17 protein-coding genes are annotated in these 19664 nt (G+C 37.4%); all 17 read left to right on the forward strand.

All coding sequences use genetic code 11. The features are described 5' to 3' along the window. Window positions 1–267: 267 nt before the first annotated feature. The 17 genes from ACTYA4_RS14970 (at window position 268) to ACTYA4_RS15050 (ending at window position 19659) form a co-directional block, all read left to right on the forward strand. Window positions 268–3552, forward strand: coding sequence for an SNF2 helicase associated domain-containing protein (locus ACTYA4_RS14970; protein WP_443481269.1), 3285 nt, complete (start codon window positions 268–270; stop codon window positions 3550–3552). A gap of 387 nt (window positions 3553–3939) precedes the next feature. Continuing rightward, window positions 3940–4809 carry a YitT family protein gene (locus tag ACTYA4_RS14975; RefSeq protein WP_443481268.1) on the forward strand — a complete coding sequence of 290 codons (870 nt, stop codon included), beginning with the start codon at window positions 3940–3942 and terminating at the stop codon, window positions 4807–4809. Between the two features lie 436 nt (window positions 4810–5245). After that, window positions 5246–5839, forward strand: a complete 594-nt coding sequence (locus ACTYA4_RS14980) for a cell wall hydrolase (RefSeq protein WP_443481267.1) — start codon at window positions 5246–5248, stop codon at window positions 5837–5839. Between the two features lie 188 nt (window positions 5840–6027). Beyond that, window positions 6028–6594 (forward strand): Uma2 family endonuclease, encoded by a 567-nt coding sequence (locus ACTYA4_RS14985; RefSeq protein ID WP_443481266.1) that lies wholly within the window; start codon window positions 6028–6030, stop codon window positions 6592–6594. Between the two features lie 318 nt (window positions 6595–6912). Next, window positions 6913–7455, forward strand: a complete 543-nt coding sequence (locus tag ACTYA4_RS14990) for a sigma-70 family RNA polymerase sigma factor (protein WP_443481265.1) — start codon at window positions 6913–6915, stop codon at window positions 7453–7455. Then, entirely contained in the window at window positions 7442–8503 is a 1062-nt protein-coding gene (locus ACTYA4_RS14995; protein ID WP_443481264.1) for a DUF4179 domain-containing protein, read from the forward strand. The genes ACTYA4_RS14990 and ACTYA4_RS14995 overlap by 14 nt, the downstream gene beginning before the upstream one ends. A gap of 162 nt (window positions 8504–8665) precedes the next feature. After that, entirely contained in the window at window positions 8666–9397 is a 732-nt protein-coding gene (locus ACTYA4_RS15000) for a FadR/GntR family transcriptional regulator (RefSeq protein WP_443481263.1), read from the forward strand. Between the two features lie 23 nt (window positions 9398–9420). Next, window positions 9421–10638 (forward strand): M20 metallopeptidase family protein, encoded by a 1218-nt coding sequence (locus tag ACTYA4_RS15005; protein ID WP_443481262.1) that lies wholly within the window; start codon window positions 9421–9423, stop codon window positions 10636–10638. Between the two features lie 77 nt (window positions 10639–10715). Continuing rightward, the gene (locus ACTYA4_RS15010; RefSeq protein WP_443481343.1) at window positions 10716–12389 is read left to right on the forward strand and encodes an ABC transporter substrate-binding protein; all 1674 of its coding nucleotides are present in this window, start codon (window positions 10716–10718) and stop codon (window positions 12387–12389) included. A gap of 65 nt (window positions 12390–12454) precedes the next feature. Further along, window positions 12455–13411 (forward strand): ABC transporter permease, encoded by a 957-nt coding sequence (locus ACTYA4_RS15015; RefSeq protein WP_443481261.1) that lies wholly within the window; start codon window positions 12455–12457, stop codon window positions 13409–13411. 18 nt (window positions 13412–13429) lie between these two features. Then, window positions 13430–14356: an oligopeptide ABC transporter permease gene (gene opp4C / locus ACTYA4_RS15020; RefSeq protein ID WP_443481342.1), complete on the forward strand. Its 927-nt coding sequence runs from the start codon at window positions 13430–13432 to the stop codon at window positions 14354–14356. 15 nt (window positions 14357–14371) lie between these two features. Further along, a complete protein-coding gene (locus tag ACTYA4_RS15025; RefSeq protein ID WP_443481260.1) occupies window positions 14372–15358 on the forward strand; it encodes an ABC transporter ATP-binding protein in 987 nt (328 codons plus the stop codon). Continuing rightward, complete coding sequence (locus tag ACTYA4_RS15030) at window positions 15351–16316, forward strand: ABC transporter ATP-binding protein (protein WP_443481259.1); 966 nt, start codon at window positions 15351–15353, stop codon at window positions 16314–16316. The genes ACTYA4_RS15025 and ACTYA4_RS15030 overlap by 8 nt, the downstream gene beginning before the upstream one ends. A gap of 27 nt (window positions 16317–16343) precedes the next feature. After that, window positions 16344–16793 carry a hypothetical protein gene (locus tag ACTYA4_RS15035; protein WP_443481258.1) on the forward strand — a complete coding sequence of 150 codons (450 nt, stop codon included), beginning with the start codon at window positions 16344–16346 and terminating at the stop codon, window positions 16791–16793. Between the two features lie 142 nt (window positions 16794–16935). Then, window positions 16936–17514: a hypothetical protein gene (locus tag ACTYA4_RS15040; RefSeq protein WP_443481257.1), complete on the forward strand. Its 579-nt coding sequence runs from the start codon at window positions 16936–16938 to the stop codon at window positions 17512–17514. A gap of 475 nt (window positions 17515–17989) precedes the next feature. Then, a complete protein-coding gene (locus ACTYA4_RS15045) occupies window positions 17990–18970 on the forward strand; it encodes an ABC transporter substrate-binding protein (protein ID WP_443481256.1) in 981 nt (326 codons plus the stop codon). Further along, entirely contained in the window at window positions 18967–19659 is a 693-nt protein-coding gene (locus ACTYA4_RS15050; RefSeq protein WP_443481255.1) for a GTP-binding protein, read from the forward strand. The genes ACTYA4_RS15045 and ACTYA4_RS15050 overlap by 4 nt, the downstream gene beginning before the upstream one ends. Window positions 19660–19664: the final 5 nt, after the last annotated feature.

A 19664-nucleotide genomic window follows, 5' to 3' on the forward strand; every position in this document is an offset into this window, starting at 1 on the left:
GCAACGAGGAAAGGCATCTTATCGGAGGGAAACAGATACAAGTTGATTTTTAAATTAATGACAGACACCATAAAAACCATTTGTCTTTCACAAAAAGGCAAACGGTTTTTATGGTGTCTTTTTCATAGTAGGAATTAAACACAGTGCTATTGGCAAATATGATAATATACTATGTTAATATGATAGAGTAAACTATTTAAGGTAGTTTTAGTCTTGTAGTTACTATCATATTTATCGATATTTTTGTTTGGAATAAGGAGGAGTGGAATGGCTAGTTCATTGCTTCGTTTAAATATAAAGCAAATGTTTTCCGCGAGTAATTATCAAAATGGAAAAAGGTATTTTAGACAAGGAAAGGTACAAAACTTATTTTGTGACGAAAGCAAAGGTAGATGGAGTGCGACTGTATCTGGATCAAAGAGGTATCAAGTGGTGATTCAGGAAGTAGAAAATAAGTATAAATGTTCGTGTAACTGTCCAGCTTTTAATAACTGGTATGATGAAGAATGTAAGCATATTGCCGCAGTTTTGTTTGAGATTCAGGAATCAGGAGCGATGTGGCAGTATGAGGAACCTGCGAGAAAAAATAGACTAGAAGAAAGGCAACAAATGCTGGAGAGACAACAAGCGGAGCTGATGAGACAGCAGCAAGTAAGGCAATCTGCTTATGTGAACCAGCTTACAAATCAGTTTATCGATAAGTTTTCTACCTATTATCAAGAGACTATACAACAAGAGAAAGTGGTGGAAAAGCAACCATTAATGGTGGAATGGATTTGTAAGATGCATAACAAAAAATCTATCACTTTAGAAATAAAGGTAGGGCTAAAAAGACCGTATGTTTTGAAAGATATAAAGAAATTTTTGGAAGCGATAAAATGGAAAGAGCAGTATCCATTTACAAAAAACTTCACCTATGACCCTACAGAATATACTTTTTCAGAAGTAGATCAAGAAGTGATTAACCTATTGCAAGAGGGACTCAATTTTGAAAAAATGTATCAAAATTTACAATCTCCTTATTATGGATCCGGATTAACTAATGATGTTCGTGCAATTGTTTTATCTCCTATGATTGCAGATAAGGTTTTACAAAAGCTTATGCAGGGGAATGTGCAGTTGTATCATAATGGACAATTATATAACCAATTACAATTTCAATACGACGAGCATTCCTTTCTTTTTCAACTTGAAAAGGCAGAGGGTCAAGATTATCAACTGAATGTAGCTGATTTATCAAAGGGGAGTTATTTTCGTTTTTATGGTTATTTTGTGAAAGAGGATTCAATCTACAAAATTTCCGAAGAGCAACAACCCTTTTTGGAAGAGTTGATTACGTTAGTAGAACGTACGAAGTCGCCTATTTTGCCGATCAGCAAGGAGCAGGTGGAACCGTTGCTGTCTTATGTAGTACCGATCATGGATGAGGTCGGAAAGGTTCAAGTGGCGGATAATATTTCGAATAAGATTATAAAAATTCCACTTCAATCCCATCTATATGTAGATATGAAGGATCAGTTATTGCGAGTGGATTTGGAATTTCGCTACGGAGAGCATAAGATGAATCCATTTCAGTATATTCCCCCAAAAGAAACGATTCTTATTCGCGATACGGAAAAAGAACAACTGATTATGAGTGTGCTTGAATCAAGTTCGTTAAAATCGAATGGAGAGTTTTTATATACAAAAGAAGAAGAAGGAATTTTTGAATTTGTTTATAAGATTCTTCCACAGTTGGAAGAGAAAGCTGCTGTTTATTTAACAAGCGCAGTGAAAAATCTTATTTTGTCAGAATCACATGTGCCAGTTACTAATATTGACGTAGATGCTTCTGGTAATTGGTTGGAAGTTAATTTTTCAATGGAAGGAATAGACCAGAAAACGATTCAAAAAATCATGAAAAGTGCAGTGGAAAAAAAGAAGTATTATCGCTTGCCGTGTGGAACGTTTGTATCGCTTGAATCGGAGCAGTTTCACACGATTCGTCATCTATTTGTTGAAATGAATCTGCCAGTCGCTCAATTGGAGAAGGAAGCGATTAAACTGCCCTTATACAGAGGAGTTCAATTGGAAGAATTAGTATCTGGAGAAAATACGAAGTCTGGAGAACAATATCTTCAATTGCTGACTCGATTAAAAAATCCAGAAGAGCTGAACTTTGGGGTAACTAGCTCCTTGCAGGCAGAGCTGCGTGATTATCAACATTATGGATTTCAGTGGTTGAGTACATTGAAATATTATGGGTTTGGCGGGGTACTCGCGGATGATATGGGATTAGGGAAAACACTGCAAAGTATTGCTCTTTTATTGTCAGATAAAGAGAAGCAGAAAGAAAAGAAGCCAGCCCTTATTGTTGCACCAGCATCACTTGTTTATAATTGGAAAAATGAATTGAAAAAATTCGCACCATCTTTAAAAACAGAAATTATGATCGGCTCTCCGACAGAAAGGAAGGAATTATTTCGACGTTCAGCAGTAGCGGATGTTTGGATTACCTCTTATCCTACTTTACGTCAAGATATGGAGGAGTATGTGGATCGTGATTTTCATACCCTTATTTTGGATGAAGCCCAGGTGGTCAAAAATTATGCAACAAAAACAGCGAAAGCAGTAAGCAGCATTCAAGCAGAAACGCGTTTTGCTTTAAGTGGAACCCCAATAGAAAATTCGCTTGATGAATTATGGTCTATTTTTCAAATTGTTATGCCTGATTTTTTTCCAAATCAAAAAAAGTTTAGAGAGCTTTCACCAGAAAAGGTAGCAAGCATGATCAAGCCTTTTTTATTGAGAAGGATGAAAAAGGATGTTTTGAAGGAATTGCCAGATAAAATTGAAACCCTTCACGTATCAGAGCTTACAAAGCATCAAAAGGAGCATTATCTTGCTTACTTGGAAAAAATGAAAGAGGAAACGGAAGAGTCGCTTAAAGGAGAAGGGTTTCAAAAAAGCCGGATGAAAATTCTTGCCGGTTTAACGAGACTTCGTCAATTATGCTGTCATCCTTCTTTATTTTTAGAGACGTACAATGGTGACTCTGGAAAGCTGAAACAATTAGTAGAGATTGTAGTGAATGCTGTTGAAAATGGAAGGCGATTATTAATTTTTTCCCAATTTACAAGTATGTTGGATATCATTAGTCGTTCTTTAGAAAAAGAAGGCTTGAGTTTTTTCCGTTTAGATGGACAAACCTCTTCTAAGGAAAGAATAGAATTAGTGGAGCGTTATAATAAGAAGGAGACAGCCATCTTTCTTATTTCTTTAAAAGCTGGAAATACAGGGTTGAACTTAACGGAAGCCGATACGGTCATTCTCTATGATCTTTGGTGGAATCCAGCAGTGGAGGAACAGGCGATTGGCCGAGCGCATCGCATGGGTCAAAAAAATGTGGTTCAAGTCATTCGACTTATTACGAAAGGGACTATTGAGGAAAAAATGCATGAATTGCAGCAAACGAAAAAAGAACTTATTGAAACTATCATGGAACAAGGCGATCAAGATAAAGCTTTATCACGAATGACTGAAAAAGATATAAGAGAAATATTGAATATATAAATTGGTGACAGGCATTTTAAAAAGACATTTGTCTATTGGTGCCAGTCACCAATATTCAAAGGAACAAGAGTTTATTTATAATGGTTTCAGAAAAATCAAACTACAGATTAATTAGTAGCTATATTCTAATAAAAAAACGGTACTTCATGTAATAAATGAATTTCCCAATGTTCCAGAAGAATGGACGGTGGACCTTTTAAAAGAGGTTTTTCCCAATATTAAAAGAACTCTCCCCCTCTATTCAATATAAGCAAGCTTCCTTAATAAAATCTAGAAAAAAAGAAGTTCAAAGCAAAAGAGAACACTTGAATAAAGTACAGTGTTAAAATAAAACATAAAGGAAGGATCAAATTACATAAATAATGCTGAAACGGGGAAAGGAATTAAATGAGTATAATAACAAAGAAAAAAAGCAATAAACTTTTTAAATTTTCACGTGCATTTTTGGTGATTATTGGAGGGATTATTACTGCTTATGGATTAGAAGCTGTTTTAATCCCAAACTCTGTATCAGATGGTGGTGTAACAGGTCTAAGTATCGTTGGTTCGCAATTTGGCTTACCATTAGGGCTTCTAATTGCTGTATTAAATATCCCATTTGTTTTTTTAGGATATAAACAAATTGGGAAAAGTTTTGCTATTTATTCCGTAATTGGGATTGCTTCACTAGCCGTTAGTACGAGTCTTATGCATCATGTATCACCGATTATTGAAGGGGATACGTTGCTCGTAACCGTTGTTGGTGGGATTATTATAGGTTTTGGAATGGGGCTAGCTTTACGTAATGGCGGCGCATTAGACGGAATCGATATGTTAGCCGTATTACTTTCTCGGAAATTACCGTTTGGGACTAGTGACCTTATTCTATTTTTAAATATGTTTGTTTTTATTGTCGTATCAACGGTGTTTGGTCTTCAAGGGGCTATTTTATCCGCAATTGCTTATTTTATTGCGTCAAAAGTGATTCACATTGTAGAAGAAGGTTTAAGTGGTTCGAAAACCTTTAAAATTATTACTATTCATCCTGAATTAATGGTGGAAACGATACGTGATCGATTAGGCCGTGGAGCTACGTATACACTAGCACTTGGTGGTTATACACAAGAAGAATTTAAAGAAATAACATGTGTCATTAACCGTTTGGAAGAAAGTAAAATGAAAGAAATTATCCGTGAGATTGATCCGAAAGCTTTTGTCGCGATTTACGATGTTTCCGAAGTAAAGGGCGGGAACTTCCAAAAACGAAATATTCATTAAATACTAGTTAGCACATAAACTGAAAATAATTGATAGCTGGAAAAAGAGGGACTAATAATAGTTCCTCTTTTTCGATGTTAGGGAAGAAGACTGGGCTGGGGTAAGTGCATAAATCACTAAATAGCAAAAGAAGAAATAAGCCTATTAGGAGTAATTTTCCGAGTAGGCTTATTTTTGTTTGAGACAGGCGTCGATTTTAGTCTCTCTGTTACATAATGTTACCATACTGTAAAATTCGGTCCTCATTTTTCTATAAGAGAATGTTATTGGAAATTCTAATGGTATGGATAATAATTCCTTTAAAAAATCGATCCCTTTATTACCATAGGTTTAAAATAGCAAACTTGCATTTTCCATGTTTTGTACCATGAATGAAAATATTACATCTGATAGCCTAATAGAAGAGCAAATGAAAGACTGCTAGGAGGCACAAGGAATGAAAAAATTTAAAAAATTAATAGTAGCCGCTGGGTTAATCGGATCTCTTTCCGCATTTACGTTAACCAATCAAACAGAGGCAGCAACAAATCACACGATACATAATGGTGAGACATATTGGAACATAGCAAAGGGATTCGGCATTCCAATCAATAGTTTAATGAATGCAAACAATAGTAAACCGCTAATTGCAGGTGAAACAATGATCCTACCAAACTCTACTATTTCTGCTGCAGATAAAGATTTAATGGCACGTTTAGTGCATGCAGAGGCAGTTGGGGAACCTTATGCTGGAAAGGTAGCTGTTGCTGTTGTCATACTGAACCGTGTAAAAAGTGATCAATTCCCTAATACAATCCGTGAAGTCATCTACCAAATCTCAAACGGACATTATGCATTTACTCCTGTACAAAATGGACAAATCAATCAGCCAGCTGATGCTGCTTCTAAAAGAGCAGTAAACGAAGCGATTGCTATAGGTGAATCAGGAAAGGGATCTTTATTTTTCTTCAATCCTAAAACGTCAAGCAGCAAGTGGATTTTATCACGCCCTGTTACAGTTGAAATTGGGAATCATCGTTTTGCTAAATAAGTAAGGAATGAAAGGATGTCTTCCGAAGGTCCTAAACCTTTGGAGGCATCCTTTTTATTTTTGGAGTGAGGGACAGGAACACATTTTTGGAATAGAAAATAAAGGAAATACTGTTACATTAAACTAGTGTACAGCTGTATTTTTTCAAGAATAGTGTTAGACTATTCTTAATGATGGAGGTGTCTCATATGAGTGTAAATCAGCCTTATTCAAAGAAAGTGACATATGCTGAATATTTAACTTGGCCTGATGAGCCGCGATACGAAATCATTGATGGCATTCCTTTTTTGCAAGCTGCGCCATCAAGACAGCATCAGGCGATTGTAACGAAATTAACTGGTGAACTATATACATTTCTTAAAGGAAAAACTTGTGAAGTGTATGCAGCTCCTTTTGATGTTCGCTTATCAGCTACAGAGGATGAAGCAGAATGTCAAGTGGTACAACCAGATATTAGTGTGGTTTGTGATGAGAGAAAATTAGATAATAAAGGATGTAAAGGTGCTCCAGATTTAGTTGTGGAAGTCTTATCTCCTTCCACTTGGCAAAGAGACCGAATTGAGAAATTAAACCAATACGAGAAATATGGGGTAAAAGAATATTTATTAATTTATCCAAATGAAAAAGTATTGGAGCAATATGTTCTCGGAGAAAATAATCGGTACAGTACACCATCTATCTTTAATGAAGAAAGTATTTTTCCTTTTTATATCTTTCCTGAATTCAAAATAAAATTGCATGAAATATTTTCTTGAAAAGCTGATTCTTTTGGGTTGGCTTTTTTGCTTTATTTATGATTAATAACTTTAAATTAATTAAAGATAGCCGGTGGCGCTATTTATGTTGTTAACAGGCATTCGGCGTTATTGCCATCCTAGTTTAGTCTAACAAAATAAAGTCGTTGATTTAATCATTATTTAAACAAGAAGTAAAGATGCCTATTATAACTCCATACTTGTTTGGAAGGAAATTTAGATAAATAATCATCACACTTTTCTTTTAAAAATTTTTATAAAAAGGAACCACATGGAAGGATGCATCGTCTAACGTTTGTAAGGGAAGGAGGTTCATCAGTGGATACAAATAAAGAAAATAAGGAGACTATTTCTCATTTATCGAAAAATGAAAAACTTGTCTGGTTAATGGATCAGTATGGAGATATGGTAATACGGCTAGCTTACACATATGTAAAGAAAAAGGAAGCAGCGGAAGACATTTCTCAAGAAGTATTTGTCAGCTGTTATAAACATCTAGATGAATTTAAGGAAAATGCATCTTATAAAACTTGGATCTATAGAATTACGGTGAACAAATGTAAGGATGTCTTAAAAAGCTGGCATTTCAGAAACATCTTTAACAAAGATACAACAAAATTACTCTCCCCTATTCCTGTGAAAGAATCAGTAGAAAGAAATGAAGATATATTTAATAAAGTTTTAGCTCTTCCTGTTAAATATCGAGAAGTTATTATCTTATATTATTATGAAGATATTTCCATCCGAGAAATTTCTGACTTGCTAGGGGTTAAAAGTAATACAGTTAAAACACGATTACATAGAGGTAGGAATGCGTTAAAAATAACATTAGATGAGGTGAAAATGCATGAATCCTTTTAAATATCTAAAAGATCATCAAGGAAACTTCCATTTTACGGAGGAGCATAAACAAAAAGTATTAGGAAGAGTAATAGAGGAATCAACACATCCTCTAAAGGAGAGAAAAAGCAGGAAAAGGTGGATGCCGTTTATCGCAACAGCTGCTGCACTATTTCTCCTGTTTATTGGATCAACCTTTTTTTCACCAACGATGGCAAAGGTTGCAGCAAAAATACCTTACTTTCATTATTTTATGAAGCAGCAGAACGATAAAAATGCAATTTATAAAGTGCTTGGAGACGTAATGCGAAAATATAATTATCCATTTAATCAACTAGACGATGTTTCTATCCCTGATAGAAGGATTGTATTATCAGTTGATATGTCAAAAGAAGAATTTCAGAAACAAAAGGAAGCTGTTATTAAAAATATCAACTCAGAACTTATTAAACAAAATTTTGGAAAATATTCGATTACGCTTAAAAGAGAAAAAATAGTCAATAAAATACCAGATAATAATCAGTTGAAAGAGGAAGAGAAGTATGCAGAGAAAAGCCAAGAGCTGCATGAAAAGGTTCAACACTATTTAGATAAAAATCATTTTGTTACAGCATTTCCAATACAAGTTAGAATAAATCAGATAGAAAAATTTGTGTATGTTTCTGTTCCAAAAACGGAGAAGAGGATGAAACAATTAAAAGCAGATTTGATAGATATTTCCAAAGAGTATGGAGAATTTACATTTAGAATTACACAAGTAGATATGAAAGCAAGAGAACAAGAATTAAGATGGGACAAGACAGGAGCTATAAGTATTATTGCACAAGGATTAATGGAGAATAAACAATTTAAAGTCAAGGGATTTTCTTACTCCTTTCACCCACTTCCATTGCAAATCAAAGTCAAAACATCCGTTTCTTCAACAGATGCAAATGCAAAAGAATTAGCACAAAGCATAGTAGAGGAAATTGATACGTTTATACAAACAGATGACTTAACTAAAAATTTGCGTAATGACCCATATGAGGTGACTGTTTTAAGCAAGGATAAGAAGAAAATAAATGAATAAGTAAAGAAAGTGTCAGGCACCCCAAATGAACATTTGTCCATTCGGGGTGCCTGGCACTTCTTTATGTAATTTTCAGAAAACGATAGCAATAAATAATTGATCATGATAATATTGATCTAAGGTTCAAACCTTAGACCATTAAAATAAAAAATGGAGGAGTTTATGAAAGTTTCTCTTGATGCTTTTCAGTTTCAAAAGGTTACGCCTATGCGTGTTAGTGACTTTATTTTAGAACAGTTGGAAGAAGCAATTATTTTAAAAGAGATTCTTCCAGAGGAACAGCTGCCTCCTGAGAGGGAGCTTGCTAATATTTTTAAGGCAAGCAGACTTTCGATACGAGAAGCGATTGCAGAGCTGGAGAAAAAAGAATTGATTGAAAGAAGGCTTGGCAATAAAGGTGGAACCTTTGTGCTGCCTGTAACATCTAAAGCACACCAGCGGACAATTGAGGAAATAAAGAACGACTGGAATGCCTTGGAAGAGCTGTTGGAGTTCAGGTCCTTTATAGAACCTGAGGCTGCCAGGCTGTCTGCATCGAGAATAAGCGAACAAAATATTGCTTATTTGAAAATGCTTGTAAATAAAAGCATGGAAGCAGATTGTACAAGGGAAATGTTCCGTTCCTTGGATGTGAAGTTTCATTTGCTGATTGGAACGGAATCACGGAATACCCATATTAAAACTGCTGTTAGAAAAATTCGGACCAAGCTGAATCCTGTATTGGATTTAATTCCGTTTAGCAAAGAAGTAACAAACAATACGTATAAGCAGCATTTGGAGCTTATACAGGCTTTTGAAGAGCGCGATGAAATAAAGGCGAGAGACATTATGCAAGCACATATCAGTAAAACATTAAGTGAGGTTCATACGAGAGTATTTGAATCGAACAAATAACCATTCATTTACTGGAGGAAGAAATGAATCCAAATATGCAAAATAAAAAAGATAATGCCGTTGACTTACTTGCGGAAGCAGAAAAAATAAAAGAGCAGGCAGTGGCTTGGAGAAGGGATTTTCACCAGCATCCGGAGATTGGATATGGAGAAATTCGAACTTCAAGTATTGTGTCATCCTACCTGAAATCACTAGGATTAGAGGTGCAAAGTGGAGTAGGAAAGACTGGGGTTGTTGGTCTATTGCGCGGACAAGAGGATGGACCAACGATTGCACTTCGAGCAGATATGGATGCATTGCCTATCCAGGATAAAAAGTCTGTACCTTATCGTTCCAAAAATGATGGATTAGCACATCTGTGCGGGCATGATGCTCATACAAGCATCTTGATGGGAACGGCGAGGCTTTTAACGAAATTAGGAAAGCCAAAACGAGGGAATATAAAATTTATTTTCCAGCCTGCTGAAGAAGGGCTTGCGGGAGCAAAGGCGATGATGGAGGATGGTGTATTGTTAAATCCGCCAGTGGATGCGATAGCTGCTTTACATGTTGCCCCAAATGTTCCGACAGGTCAAGTATCTGTAGCAAGAGGCTTAGCTTGTGCAGCAGCAGATCCTATAACGATTAAAATCATCGGAAAAGGCGGCCACGCAGCACGGCCCCATGAATCAGTGGATTCCATTGCGATATCCGCACAGATGATAACAGCATTGCAGCAAATTATTAGCAGAGGAACGAATCCGCTGGATGCGGCTGTTATTACAATAGGAAAGATTAAAGGCGGCACTGCAGGAAATGCCATTGCCCCAGAGGTAGAACTTGTTGGGACAGTAAGGACGTTAAATCCAGAAGTGAGGGAGCAAATTCCTCATCAAATCGAAAAGGTAATTAAAGGAATTGCGGAAATGTATGGAGCAGAGTATGCATTTCATTATGAAAAAAGCTACCCGTCTGTCATAAATGATGACCAAATGGCAGATTTCGTTTATCAGGCGTCTGAACAAATACTTGGGGCAGACAAATGCGGAGACGAAAAGCCTTCTATGGGCGGGGAAGATTTCGCTTTTTATACACATGCCATTCCTGGGGTTATTTTTCGATTAGGTGTATGCAATGGAGAGGAGTCTACACAATTTCCGCTGCATCATGAAAGGTTTGATTTAGATGAAGAAGCTTTGCCCATCGGCATCGCAATGCTGTCACAAATTGCCTTGAATTATTTACATAGAAGGAACCAATAAACATGATTTAAACATATAAAAGGAGATGAACCATTTTGGCAAAAAAGAGAAGGCTTTCTAAAGCAATACTTGCAACCATGTTAGGTAGTGCATTATATCTTGCAGGGTGCAGCGATGACCCAGCAAGCAATACGAATAATGGAGGTGGCTCCCTCAATCAAAAGGATGAATCGATTAAGGCAGCTGACATTTCTAAAATTCCGGCAGCTTCTAAGAAGAGAACGGATACATTTGTTGCTGGGACAACAAAGCCAGGCGGCGTGTTTAATCCATATTTCTATTCAAATGGCTGGGATGAAAATATTAACAGTGTGATCTTTTCTTCGCTGGTTAATATTGATGACAAAGGAAAACCATATCCGCAGCTAGCAGAAAAATGGGACATTTCTGCTGATAATTTAACGTATACATTTCATCTTAGACCAGATCTAAAGTTTAGCGACGGAAGTCCTTTAACTGCTGAGGATGTAGCTTTTACATTAACAATGCTGCACGATCCGAAATATGACGGAGCAACAGATATTAGTCTTGTACATATTAAGGGAGGACAGGCTTACAAGGAAGGAAAAGCGGATAAGATAGAAGGAATTCATGTAATCGATAATCAGACAATTAAAATTGAAACAGAAGAGGTCAACGCTCAAGCATTAACGATGCTAGGCGGGCCGGTCTTGTCAAAGGCTTATTACGGCAAAGAATATAAACGAGGAAATTTAGATTATATCAAAACGACGTTCCTAAAGCCTATAGGAAGTGGTCCATATTACTTAGAAGAGTATGTTGCTGGACAAGAATTAAGATTTAAGGCAAATCCTTATTATTATGAAGGAAAACCGGATACAGAAGAATTTATTTATAAAGTAACAGATCCTAACACAAATTTTCAATTATTCCAAACCGGAGAAACGGATTATGAGCGATTTGATGCAACGCCAGACAACTTTGAGCAGCTAAGCAGCTTAGGATTCGCGAATATAGATTTATCACAGGCAAGTGTTTATGGTTATATTGCTTTTAACAATAGCAATGAATTATTCCGTGATAACAAAGTAAAGCAGGCATTCTTCTACGGGCTAGATCGTAAAAAAATAGTAGATTCCTATTATCAAGGATATGCAACAGTTGCAGATGTTCCAGCATCCCCTGTTTTATGGTCGTATACCAATAAGGATGTAAAAAAATACGACTATGATTTGGAGCGGGCTAAAAAGCTGTTGGATGAAGCTGGATGGAAAGCTGGAAAAGACGGCATAAGAGAAAAAGACGGAAAAAAATTAAAAGTAACGTTTATCGGTTCGAAAACTAGGCCATTAAATGACACGATCATTGCCATGGCAACTGAAAACTATAAAAAAATGGGCGTTGACTTTGACGCAGAGCTGCTCGATCCTAATGCATTATTCAATAAAACCCAAAAAGGGGATTATGATTTAGCATTCTTTGAATCTTCCATGATCATCGATCCTCACGATAATGCGAAAAATTTCTTATCGGACAATCCGAATAATATTTCAAAATACAATAATCCAAAAGCAGATGAGCTTATTAAAAAAGGCATAAGCACGGTGGATATGGATCAAAGAAAAGAAGTTTACGGCGAATTATATAAAGAGTTAACAGAGGATCCTCCTGTTTTATATGTATACTATCGAAAATTCTTATTTGCTTCCAATGCTAGAATGGAAGGGTTAAAGACAAATCCATTTAATGGAATATCTAATAGTTTAAGCAAAGCAGAAATACAAAAATAATAGAGGCAGAACGGGTTAAATGCTAAAAGCACTGACTTTAGCATTTAACCATAAGGAGGGAAAAGATGGCGCGTTATGTAATGAAACGAATACTTCAAATGATTCCAACTTTATTTGGAGTATCCGTTTTAATATTTTTCTTATTTGCGTTAGTTCCAGGTGATTTTGTTGATTCGAATCAGAATATAACAGCAGAGAGAGCACAAGAATTAAGAGCATTGTACGGGTTGGATAAGCCGATTATCGAGCGGTATTTTATATGGGTGGGCCAGATGCTGCAAGGAGATTTTGGCTTTTCTTTAAAATATCAGCAAAATGTTACGGATGTGCTTGGAGATTATATTTGGAATTCCTTTCTCATCGCTTTTACTTCGCTAGTATTGACATGGATTATTGCACTCCTCGTTGGCGTAGTTTCTGCCACAAAGCAGTATTCATGGTTTGATGGAATCGTTACTTTTTTTGTATTTGCTGCAATGTCATTTCCTTCTTTTTTCATTGGTTTACTTTTAATTAAATTTCTAGCGGTAGATCTTCATTTATTCCCAGTTGCAGGAATGATTGAAACAGGAAGTGCAACATCGGGCTTTTCGTATGTTGTAGATGTAGCGAAGCATATGGTGCTTCCGGTAACCGTTTTAACCATGCTTAGTGTAGGATCGTTAACTCGCTACTTTCGAACCAATATGCTGGAAGTGATTAGACAAGATTTTATTCGAACAGCAAGAGCGAAAGGATTAAAGGAAAAAACCGTTGTATATAAGCATGCATTAAGAAATGCATTGCTGCCGGCTATCACTCTTTTAGCCTTTGAGCTGCCAGGACTATTCTCTGGTGCCATTATTACGGAACAAATTTTTAACTGGCCAGGGGCTGGGCATATTCATTTGGAGGCGCTTGGGGAAAGAGATTATCCTGTATTAATGGGATTCACGATGTTTTTAGCATTGCTTACGATTGTTGGAAATCTAGTTGCTGATTTGCTATACGGTTGGGCAGATCCGCGTGTAAGGATGAAATAAGGAGGAACGCGATTGAATATGAAAATAGAAGAAATACAAAAAAGCGTAAAACCGCTCCAAAAGAAGAGAACAACATCTTCGTCTCCTTGGAGGCTGGCTTTTAAGAGATTAAAGAAAAATAAGCTGGCGGTATTTGGTCTGTTTTTCCTGATTTTTATGTTTATTTTCTGTTTTATTGGCCCTCTTTTTTCACCATATGCAGCAGGAAATATTCACGTGGAGCTGATGAAGCAGCCTCCTAGCATGTACCACTGGCTTGGAACAGATGAGCTGGGAAGAGATATTTTAACAAGGCTGATGCTAGCGGGCCGAATTTCGCTGACTGTTGGCATTGCCTCCATGATACTGTCTGTACTTATTGGCTCCGTGCTTGGGGTGGTATCAGGTTTTTACCGTGGAATAGTAGATAGTTTTATCATGCGTTTAGCAGATGTACTAATGTCTATTCCAAGTTTGCCTTTATTGGTGATTATCGGTGCCATTCTTTCTGATTTAAAAGTTCCTTCTGAGTATCGAATTTATATTGTGATGCTTATGCTCAGTTTACTTGGATGGCCAAGCTTGGCTCGTCTTGTCAGAAGTCAGATCCTTTCCCTTAGGGAGCGGGAGTTTATGCTGGCAACAGATGTCCTTGGTCTTCGAGACAGAAGAAAGATGTTTCATCATCTTCTGCCTAATACGGTGCCCCTTCTGCTAGTAGTAGCAACCTTAAATGTAGCAGGCGCGATTTTAAGTGAGTCTGTTCTTAGCTTTTTAGGATTAGGTGTCGTTCCGCCAACAGCTTCATGGGGAAATATGATTGATGCAGCCAACTCCCTTGTCGACTTTCAAAAGCGTCCTTGGCTGTGGATTCCACCAGGTGCCGCGATATTTGCCACCGTTGTTTCTATTAACTTATTGGGAGATGGCTTAAGAGATGCCCTTGATCCAAAAACGAAAAGGTAGGTGCAGGTGAAGAAGATGAGTAATACCCTTGTAGAATTTAAACACTTAAAAACCTTTTTTCATACCGAAGAGGGCACGGTTAAAGCAGTAAATGATGTAACCTTTCGTATTAGAGAAGGTGAAACAGTATGTGTAGTCGGCGAATCCGGCTGTGGAAAAAGTGTAACTGCTTTATCCTTAATGGGACTAGTCGCTAGTCCTCCTGGTGAAGTAGTGAACGGAGAAATTTTGTTTAATGGAAAAAATTTATTGCAGGCAAGCGATAAGGAAATCAGAAGAATTCGCGGAAACGAAGTCTCCATGATTTTTCAAGAGCCAATGTCATCCTTAAATCCAGTAATGACCATTGGGGAACAAATAATCGAGCCAATTATGGAACACACATTGGTTAGCAAAAAAGAAGCAAAACAAAAAGCGATTAAACTAATAACATCTGTAGGAATTCCTCGAGCAGAGCAAATCATGAATGCCTATCCACATGAATTAAGCGGAGGAATGCTGCAAAGAATCATGATTACCATTGCCCTTAGCTGCAATCCCAAATTATTAATTGCAGATGAACCTACTACAGCTCTGGATGTTACCATACAAGCGCAGATTCTAGATTTATTGAGGAAAATAAAAGAAGAACATCATACTTCCATCATGCTGATTACACACGACTTAGGGGTTGTAGCCGAAATGGCAGACTATGTAGTAGTCATGTATGCAGGGAAAATTATTGAAGAAGCGCCTGTTTTGGAGTTGTTTAAAAATCCGAAGCATCCTTATACGCAAGGCCTGTTAAAATCCAAGCCTGTGTTTAATCAGCGGAAAAAACGACTTTATTCGATACCAGGACAGGTGCCGAACCCTGTTGATCTTGGAGAATTCTGCTACTTCCATGACCGTTGTGAGCATTGCATGGATATTTGCAGGGAAAAGCAGCCAAAGCTTGAAGCAGATGAGAATGGACATAAAGCAGCTTGCTGGCTGTATGAAGGAGGAAATAAGAATGGCTGATGCTCTACTTCAAGTGGATAATCTAAAAAAATATTTTCCTACTTCTACTGGATTTTTTGGAAAGAAGCAAGCGCCAGTTAAAGCAGTGGATGGCGTTAGTTTTACGATAAAACAAGGAGAGACATTTGGCATTGTAGGAGAGTCTGGAAGCGGTAAAAGTACGACTGGCCGGGCCATTTTAAGGCTGATGGATATTACAGAAGGGTCTGTCCTATTTAAAGGAGAAAATGTACATATGCTGCCGAAAGAGGAGCTTCGGCGCCTTCGTCCTAAAATGCAGCTTGTATTTCAAGATCCATACAGCTCGTTAAATCCAAGAATGCGGATTGGCGATTCGATTGGAGAAGCTTTGCTGGACCATGGAATGGCATCCAAAAAAGAAATTCGCGAAAGAGTTTTAGAGACACTGAACATTTGCGGATTGGCTCCTTACCATATAGACCGATATCCACATGAATTTTCAGGAGGGCAGAGGCAGCGGATCGGAATAGCAAGAGCCATTATTTTGAATCCGGAATTTCTTGTAGCAGACGAGCCTGTTTCCGCATTGGATGTTTCGATTCAGGCACAAATCATCAATCTTTTCAGCGATTTGCAGGAACAAAAAAATCTGACGTATTTATTTATATCACACGATTTAAGTGTGGTAGAGCATTTATGCACGAGGATTGCTGTAATGTATTTAGGTTCAATGGTCGAAATGGCAGATAGAGATGAATTATTTACGAATCCTCTCCACCCTTATACAAAGGCTTTATTATCTGCTGTGCCGATACCAGATCCTACGTTAAAAAGAGAGAGAATCGTTTTAAGTGGAGATATGCCAAGTCCGTCTAATCCTCCATCTGGATGTAAATTTCATACGAGATGTCCATGGGCAAAAGAAATATGCAGGCAGGAAGTCCCTGCATTCCGAAATGTTGGCGGACAGCATTTTGTTGCCTGTCATTTAGTCTAGGCTTAACGCAGAAGGGAGGATTTTAACATGGATAAAGTGGACATATCCCAGCCAATTGCTCTTTTTATTGAACAAGGTCGTGCCAATGGAATTGCCGATAAAGATTTAATACTGGCGCTTAAAGAGAAAAATTTTCATTTGCTTAAGCTGGATGAACAGGTGGATGCAGAACAAAAGCTCCGTTTAGCAGAAGAGTTGGGAAATGATTGGGAGAAAGCAATCAGTAACGGCTATCGAATTCGTTTTTTATCGATTCATGGGTTGAAAAACCTGTTGAAATTTAAATATAACAAAATAGTAGAGATAGACTATAAAGAGGAATATAATACGATTACTTTGTTGAAAATGAGTAAAGAGGATATCGCAAGCTTAACATCTATTATTTCAGGTCAATGGAACATCGTTCGAGAAGATAGTCATACATGTGATAGTGAATCGGAATGGATACAAATTAAGCTGAAAAATGAGCTGGTTTAGCAGCTTAAGGATACAGCTGTCAGGGGGAATGTTCGAAGAGTACTTTTTTAATGGAATCTCAGCACCCCCTGCGGAAAAAGGATGGAAAGAAATAGGCTTTTGATAGAAGAAGCGGATAGGTAAAAAATAGTGGAGGAACGATATGCTATATCTTAATCAATTAGAATATGAACATATACATTATCTTACAAACACGTTAAAGGGAGGGCTTGGCCCCGGAAAGGATAATGTCAAAACAGCAGGCTGTGGATTGTGCTGCTCCTGTATGGTTGTAGAAAACTTGACCCTTGATTCCTTTCCATTAGAAGAATGCTTGGAGATGTCCATCTCCTTAAAAGCGAATGAACAGCCAGGAACCGATATGATAATATTAGGTCCAGCCGTTGCAGAAAAATTCGGACTGGATCTTAAAATGACGAATAGTGCTGAGGAGCTGTTGGATCATTTGAGAAACGGCGGCATGGCCATTGCTAATACAGGTGGAGACAGAGAAGCGTATACGGGAGTCTTCAGCCACGGCGGACATTATATTACAGTGGTTTCGGCAAAAGGAAGCACCCTGTGTATTTTGGACCCATCTCTTTCAGCTGATAAGTATGAGGAAGAAGGCAGAAAAGGAAAAGTGAAAATCGACGGCAGCTTTATCTACTGCGATATTTCTATATTGGCAAAAGACTGTGAGAATAGAAATCCAGCATATTACTTGTTTAGTAGAAAATAGAGTGCCAGGCATCTCAAATGGAAAAATATCCATTTGGGGGCCAGACAATTGGAGGCATTTAGGTCTGGCCAGCAAAGGCTTTCAGCCGTAGAGCAAACCATCCGTTCTCACGGGTGGTTTTGCTTCGTGTGCTAGGAATGTTCAACGTGGTAGGTCATGAGATTGGTTTCATTATGTTGATATAGGATATTTCTATTAAATATTCAGAATACAAAGAATGTTCATTTTTTGAGCGCTTGAACGTGAACAAAATCCTTTATAATTGAAAATAAAGAACTTATCACAATGATAAAAAATCACTTTCACCAATAGTTCAATACACCCCTTTTTAGCTTTTCTTTCCAGAAAATTTTGACATAACCATAAGCATAAAAAGTTTCACCAGATGAAGGTGTGGCTTTTATTTTTACTACTTACTTTGTGCATATCTTCACGTACAAAAAATGATTTTCGCCATATAAAGGAGGAAAAAAGTATGGACCTTTCCACATTACAAGAACATGAGTTAATAGGGCTGTTGCCTTGTCCCCTAAAAGTTCCGTTTGAATCGTTAATTACCTCTTATGTAGAGGGGACACAGAATAAAAACCTTCGTTATTTAGTTAAATCAAATGCAAATACACAATTTGATTTTTTTCCATACCTTAAAGAGTGTCAAGAGATAAATCAAATGCCTGATATTATGATTGCACCAGGATTTAATTATTTTTTTCATAAAGAATTTAGAGAACGTTTTGTCGATAAAGGCTTTTTCCAATCGGTAGGAAGTCAAGAGCTAAACCCAAGTATTGATAACCTTCCATTGCAAGATCCCGAAGGACATTACAATATACTTTGCTTTAATCCTACCGTGATGCTGGTCGATCGAACGAACCATAAGGATATTCCTCTTCCAAGTCATTGGGCGGACTTGTTTCGACCTGAATATGAACGTTCTGTTGCAATCCGTGGTCATCAACACAGTGATTTTTGTGAAGGGGTTTTATTAAATATGTATAAAGAACATGGGGAAGAAGGCGTTCGTAAATTAGGAAGAGCGACCAAAATAGGTCTTCATCCTGCGGAAATGGTAAAGCTGGTTGGAAGTGGCAAGTCAGAAGCACCTATTATCAGCGCCATCCCTTATTCCTTTTCTAAGCTTGTGCGTTCGAAAAAGGATGTTGCCGTGATTTGGCCGGAAGACGGGGCCATTGTAAATCCTATGACGATGATGGTGAAAAGCAGCCGGCAGTCTGATGTAAATAATCTTGCAAAATTTTTGGCAGAAAAAGACGTAGGTGCATTTTTTTCTGATGCTTATTTTCCATCGTATCACCCTTTAGTGGACAATAAACTACCTGAGGGATCAACCTTTAAATGGATTGGATGGGATTTTATTGAAGAAAATGATATTGCTAGCTTAGCTCAACATTTGGAGGATGTTTTTCTTAAGGCTTACTGGGAGGGGAGACAATGAAAGTTGTTACGATAGCTGGCCCTCCTTCTTCTGGGAAAACATCGGTCATCTTGAAGGCGGCACAAGTATTAAAGGAAGAAGGATTAAAAATAGGAGTGATTAAACTCGACTGTTTAACGACACAGGATCATCTTATATATGAAAAAGCTGGTTTTGAGGTAAAAGTAGGTTTGGCAGGAAACCTATGTCCTGATCATTATTTTGTCAGTAATATCGAGGAATGCATCACATGGGGAATGAACAAAAAATTTGACTTATTAATGACGGAGAGCGCTGGTTTGTGCAACCGATGCTCCCCACATATTAAAGAGATTAAAGCAGTTTGTGTAATTGATAATTTAATGGGGATCAATACACCGCAAAAAATTGGCCCGATGCTGAAGTTAGCCGATTTGGTGGTCATTAGCAAAGGCGATATTGTCTCACAAGCGGAACGGGAAGTTTTTGCTTTTCGCGTTCGCCAAGTAAATCCTAAGGCAACTATTTTTCATGTGAACGGGATTACGGGACAAGGAGTTTATGAGTTAAGCCGACTGTTATTAGAAAATGAGGATCTAACTACATTAGATGGGAAAAGGTTAAGGTTTACGATGCCAGCAGCGCTCTGTTCGTATTGTCTCGGGGAAATTAAGATAGGAAATGATTTTCAAATGGGCAATGTAAGGAAAATGAATTTTGGACAGGAATGAAGCAG

It is taken from the genome of Niallia yueguangensis (assembly GCF_052663115.1).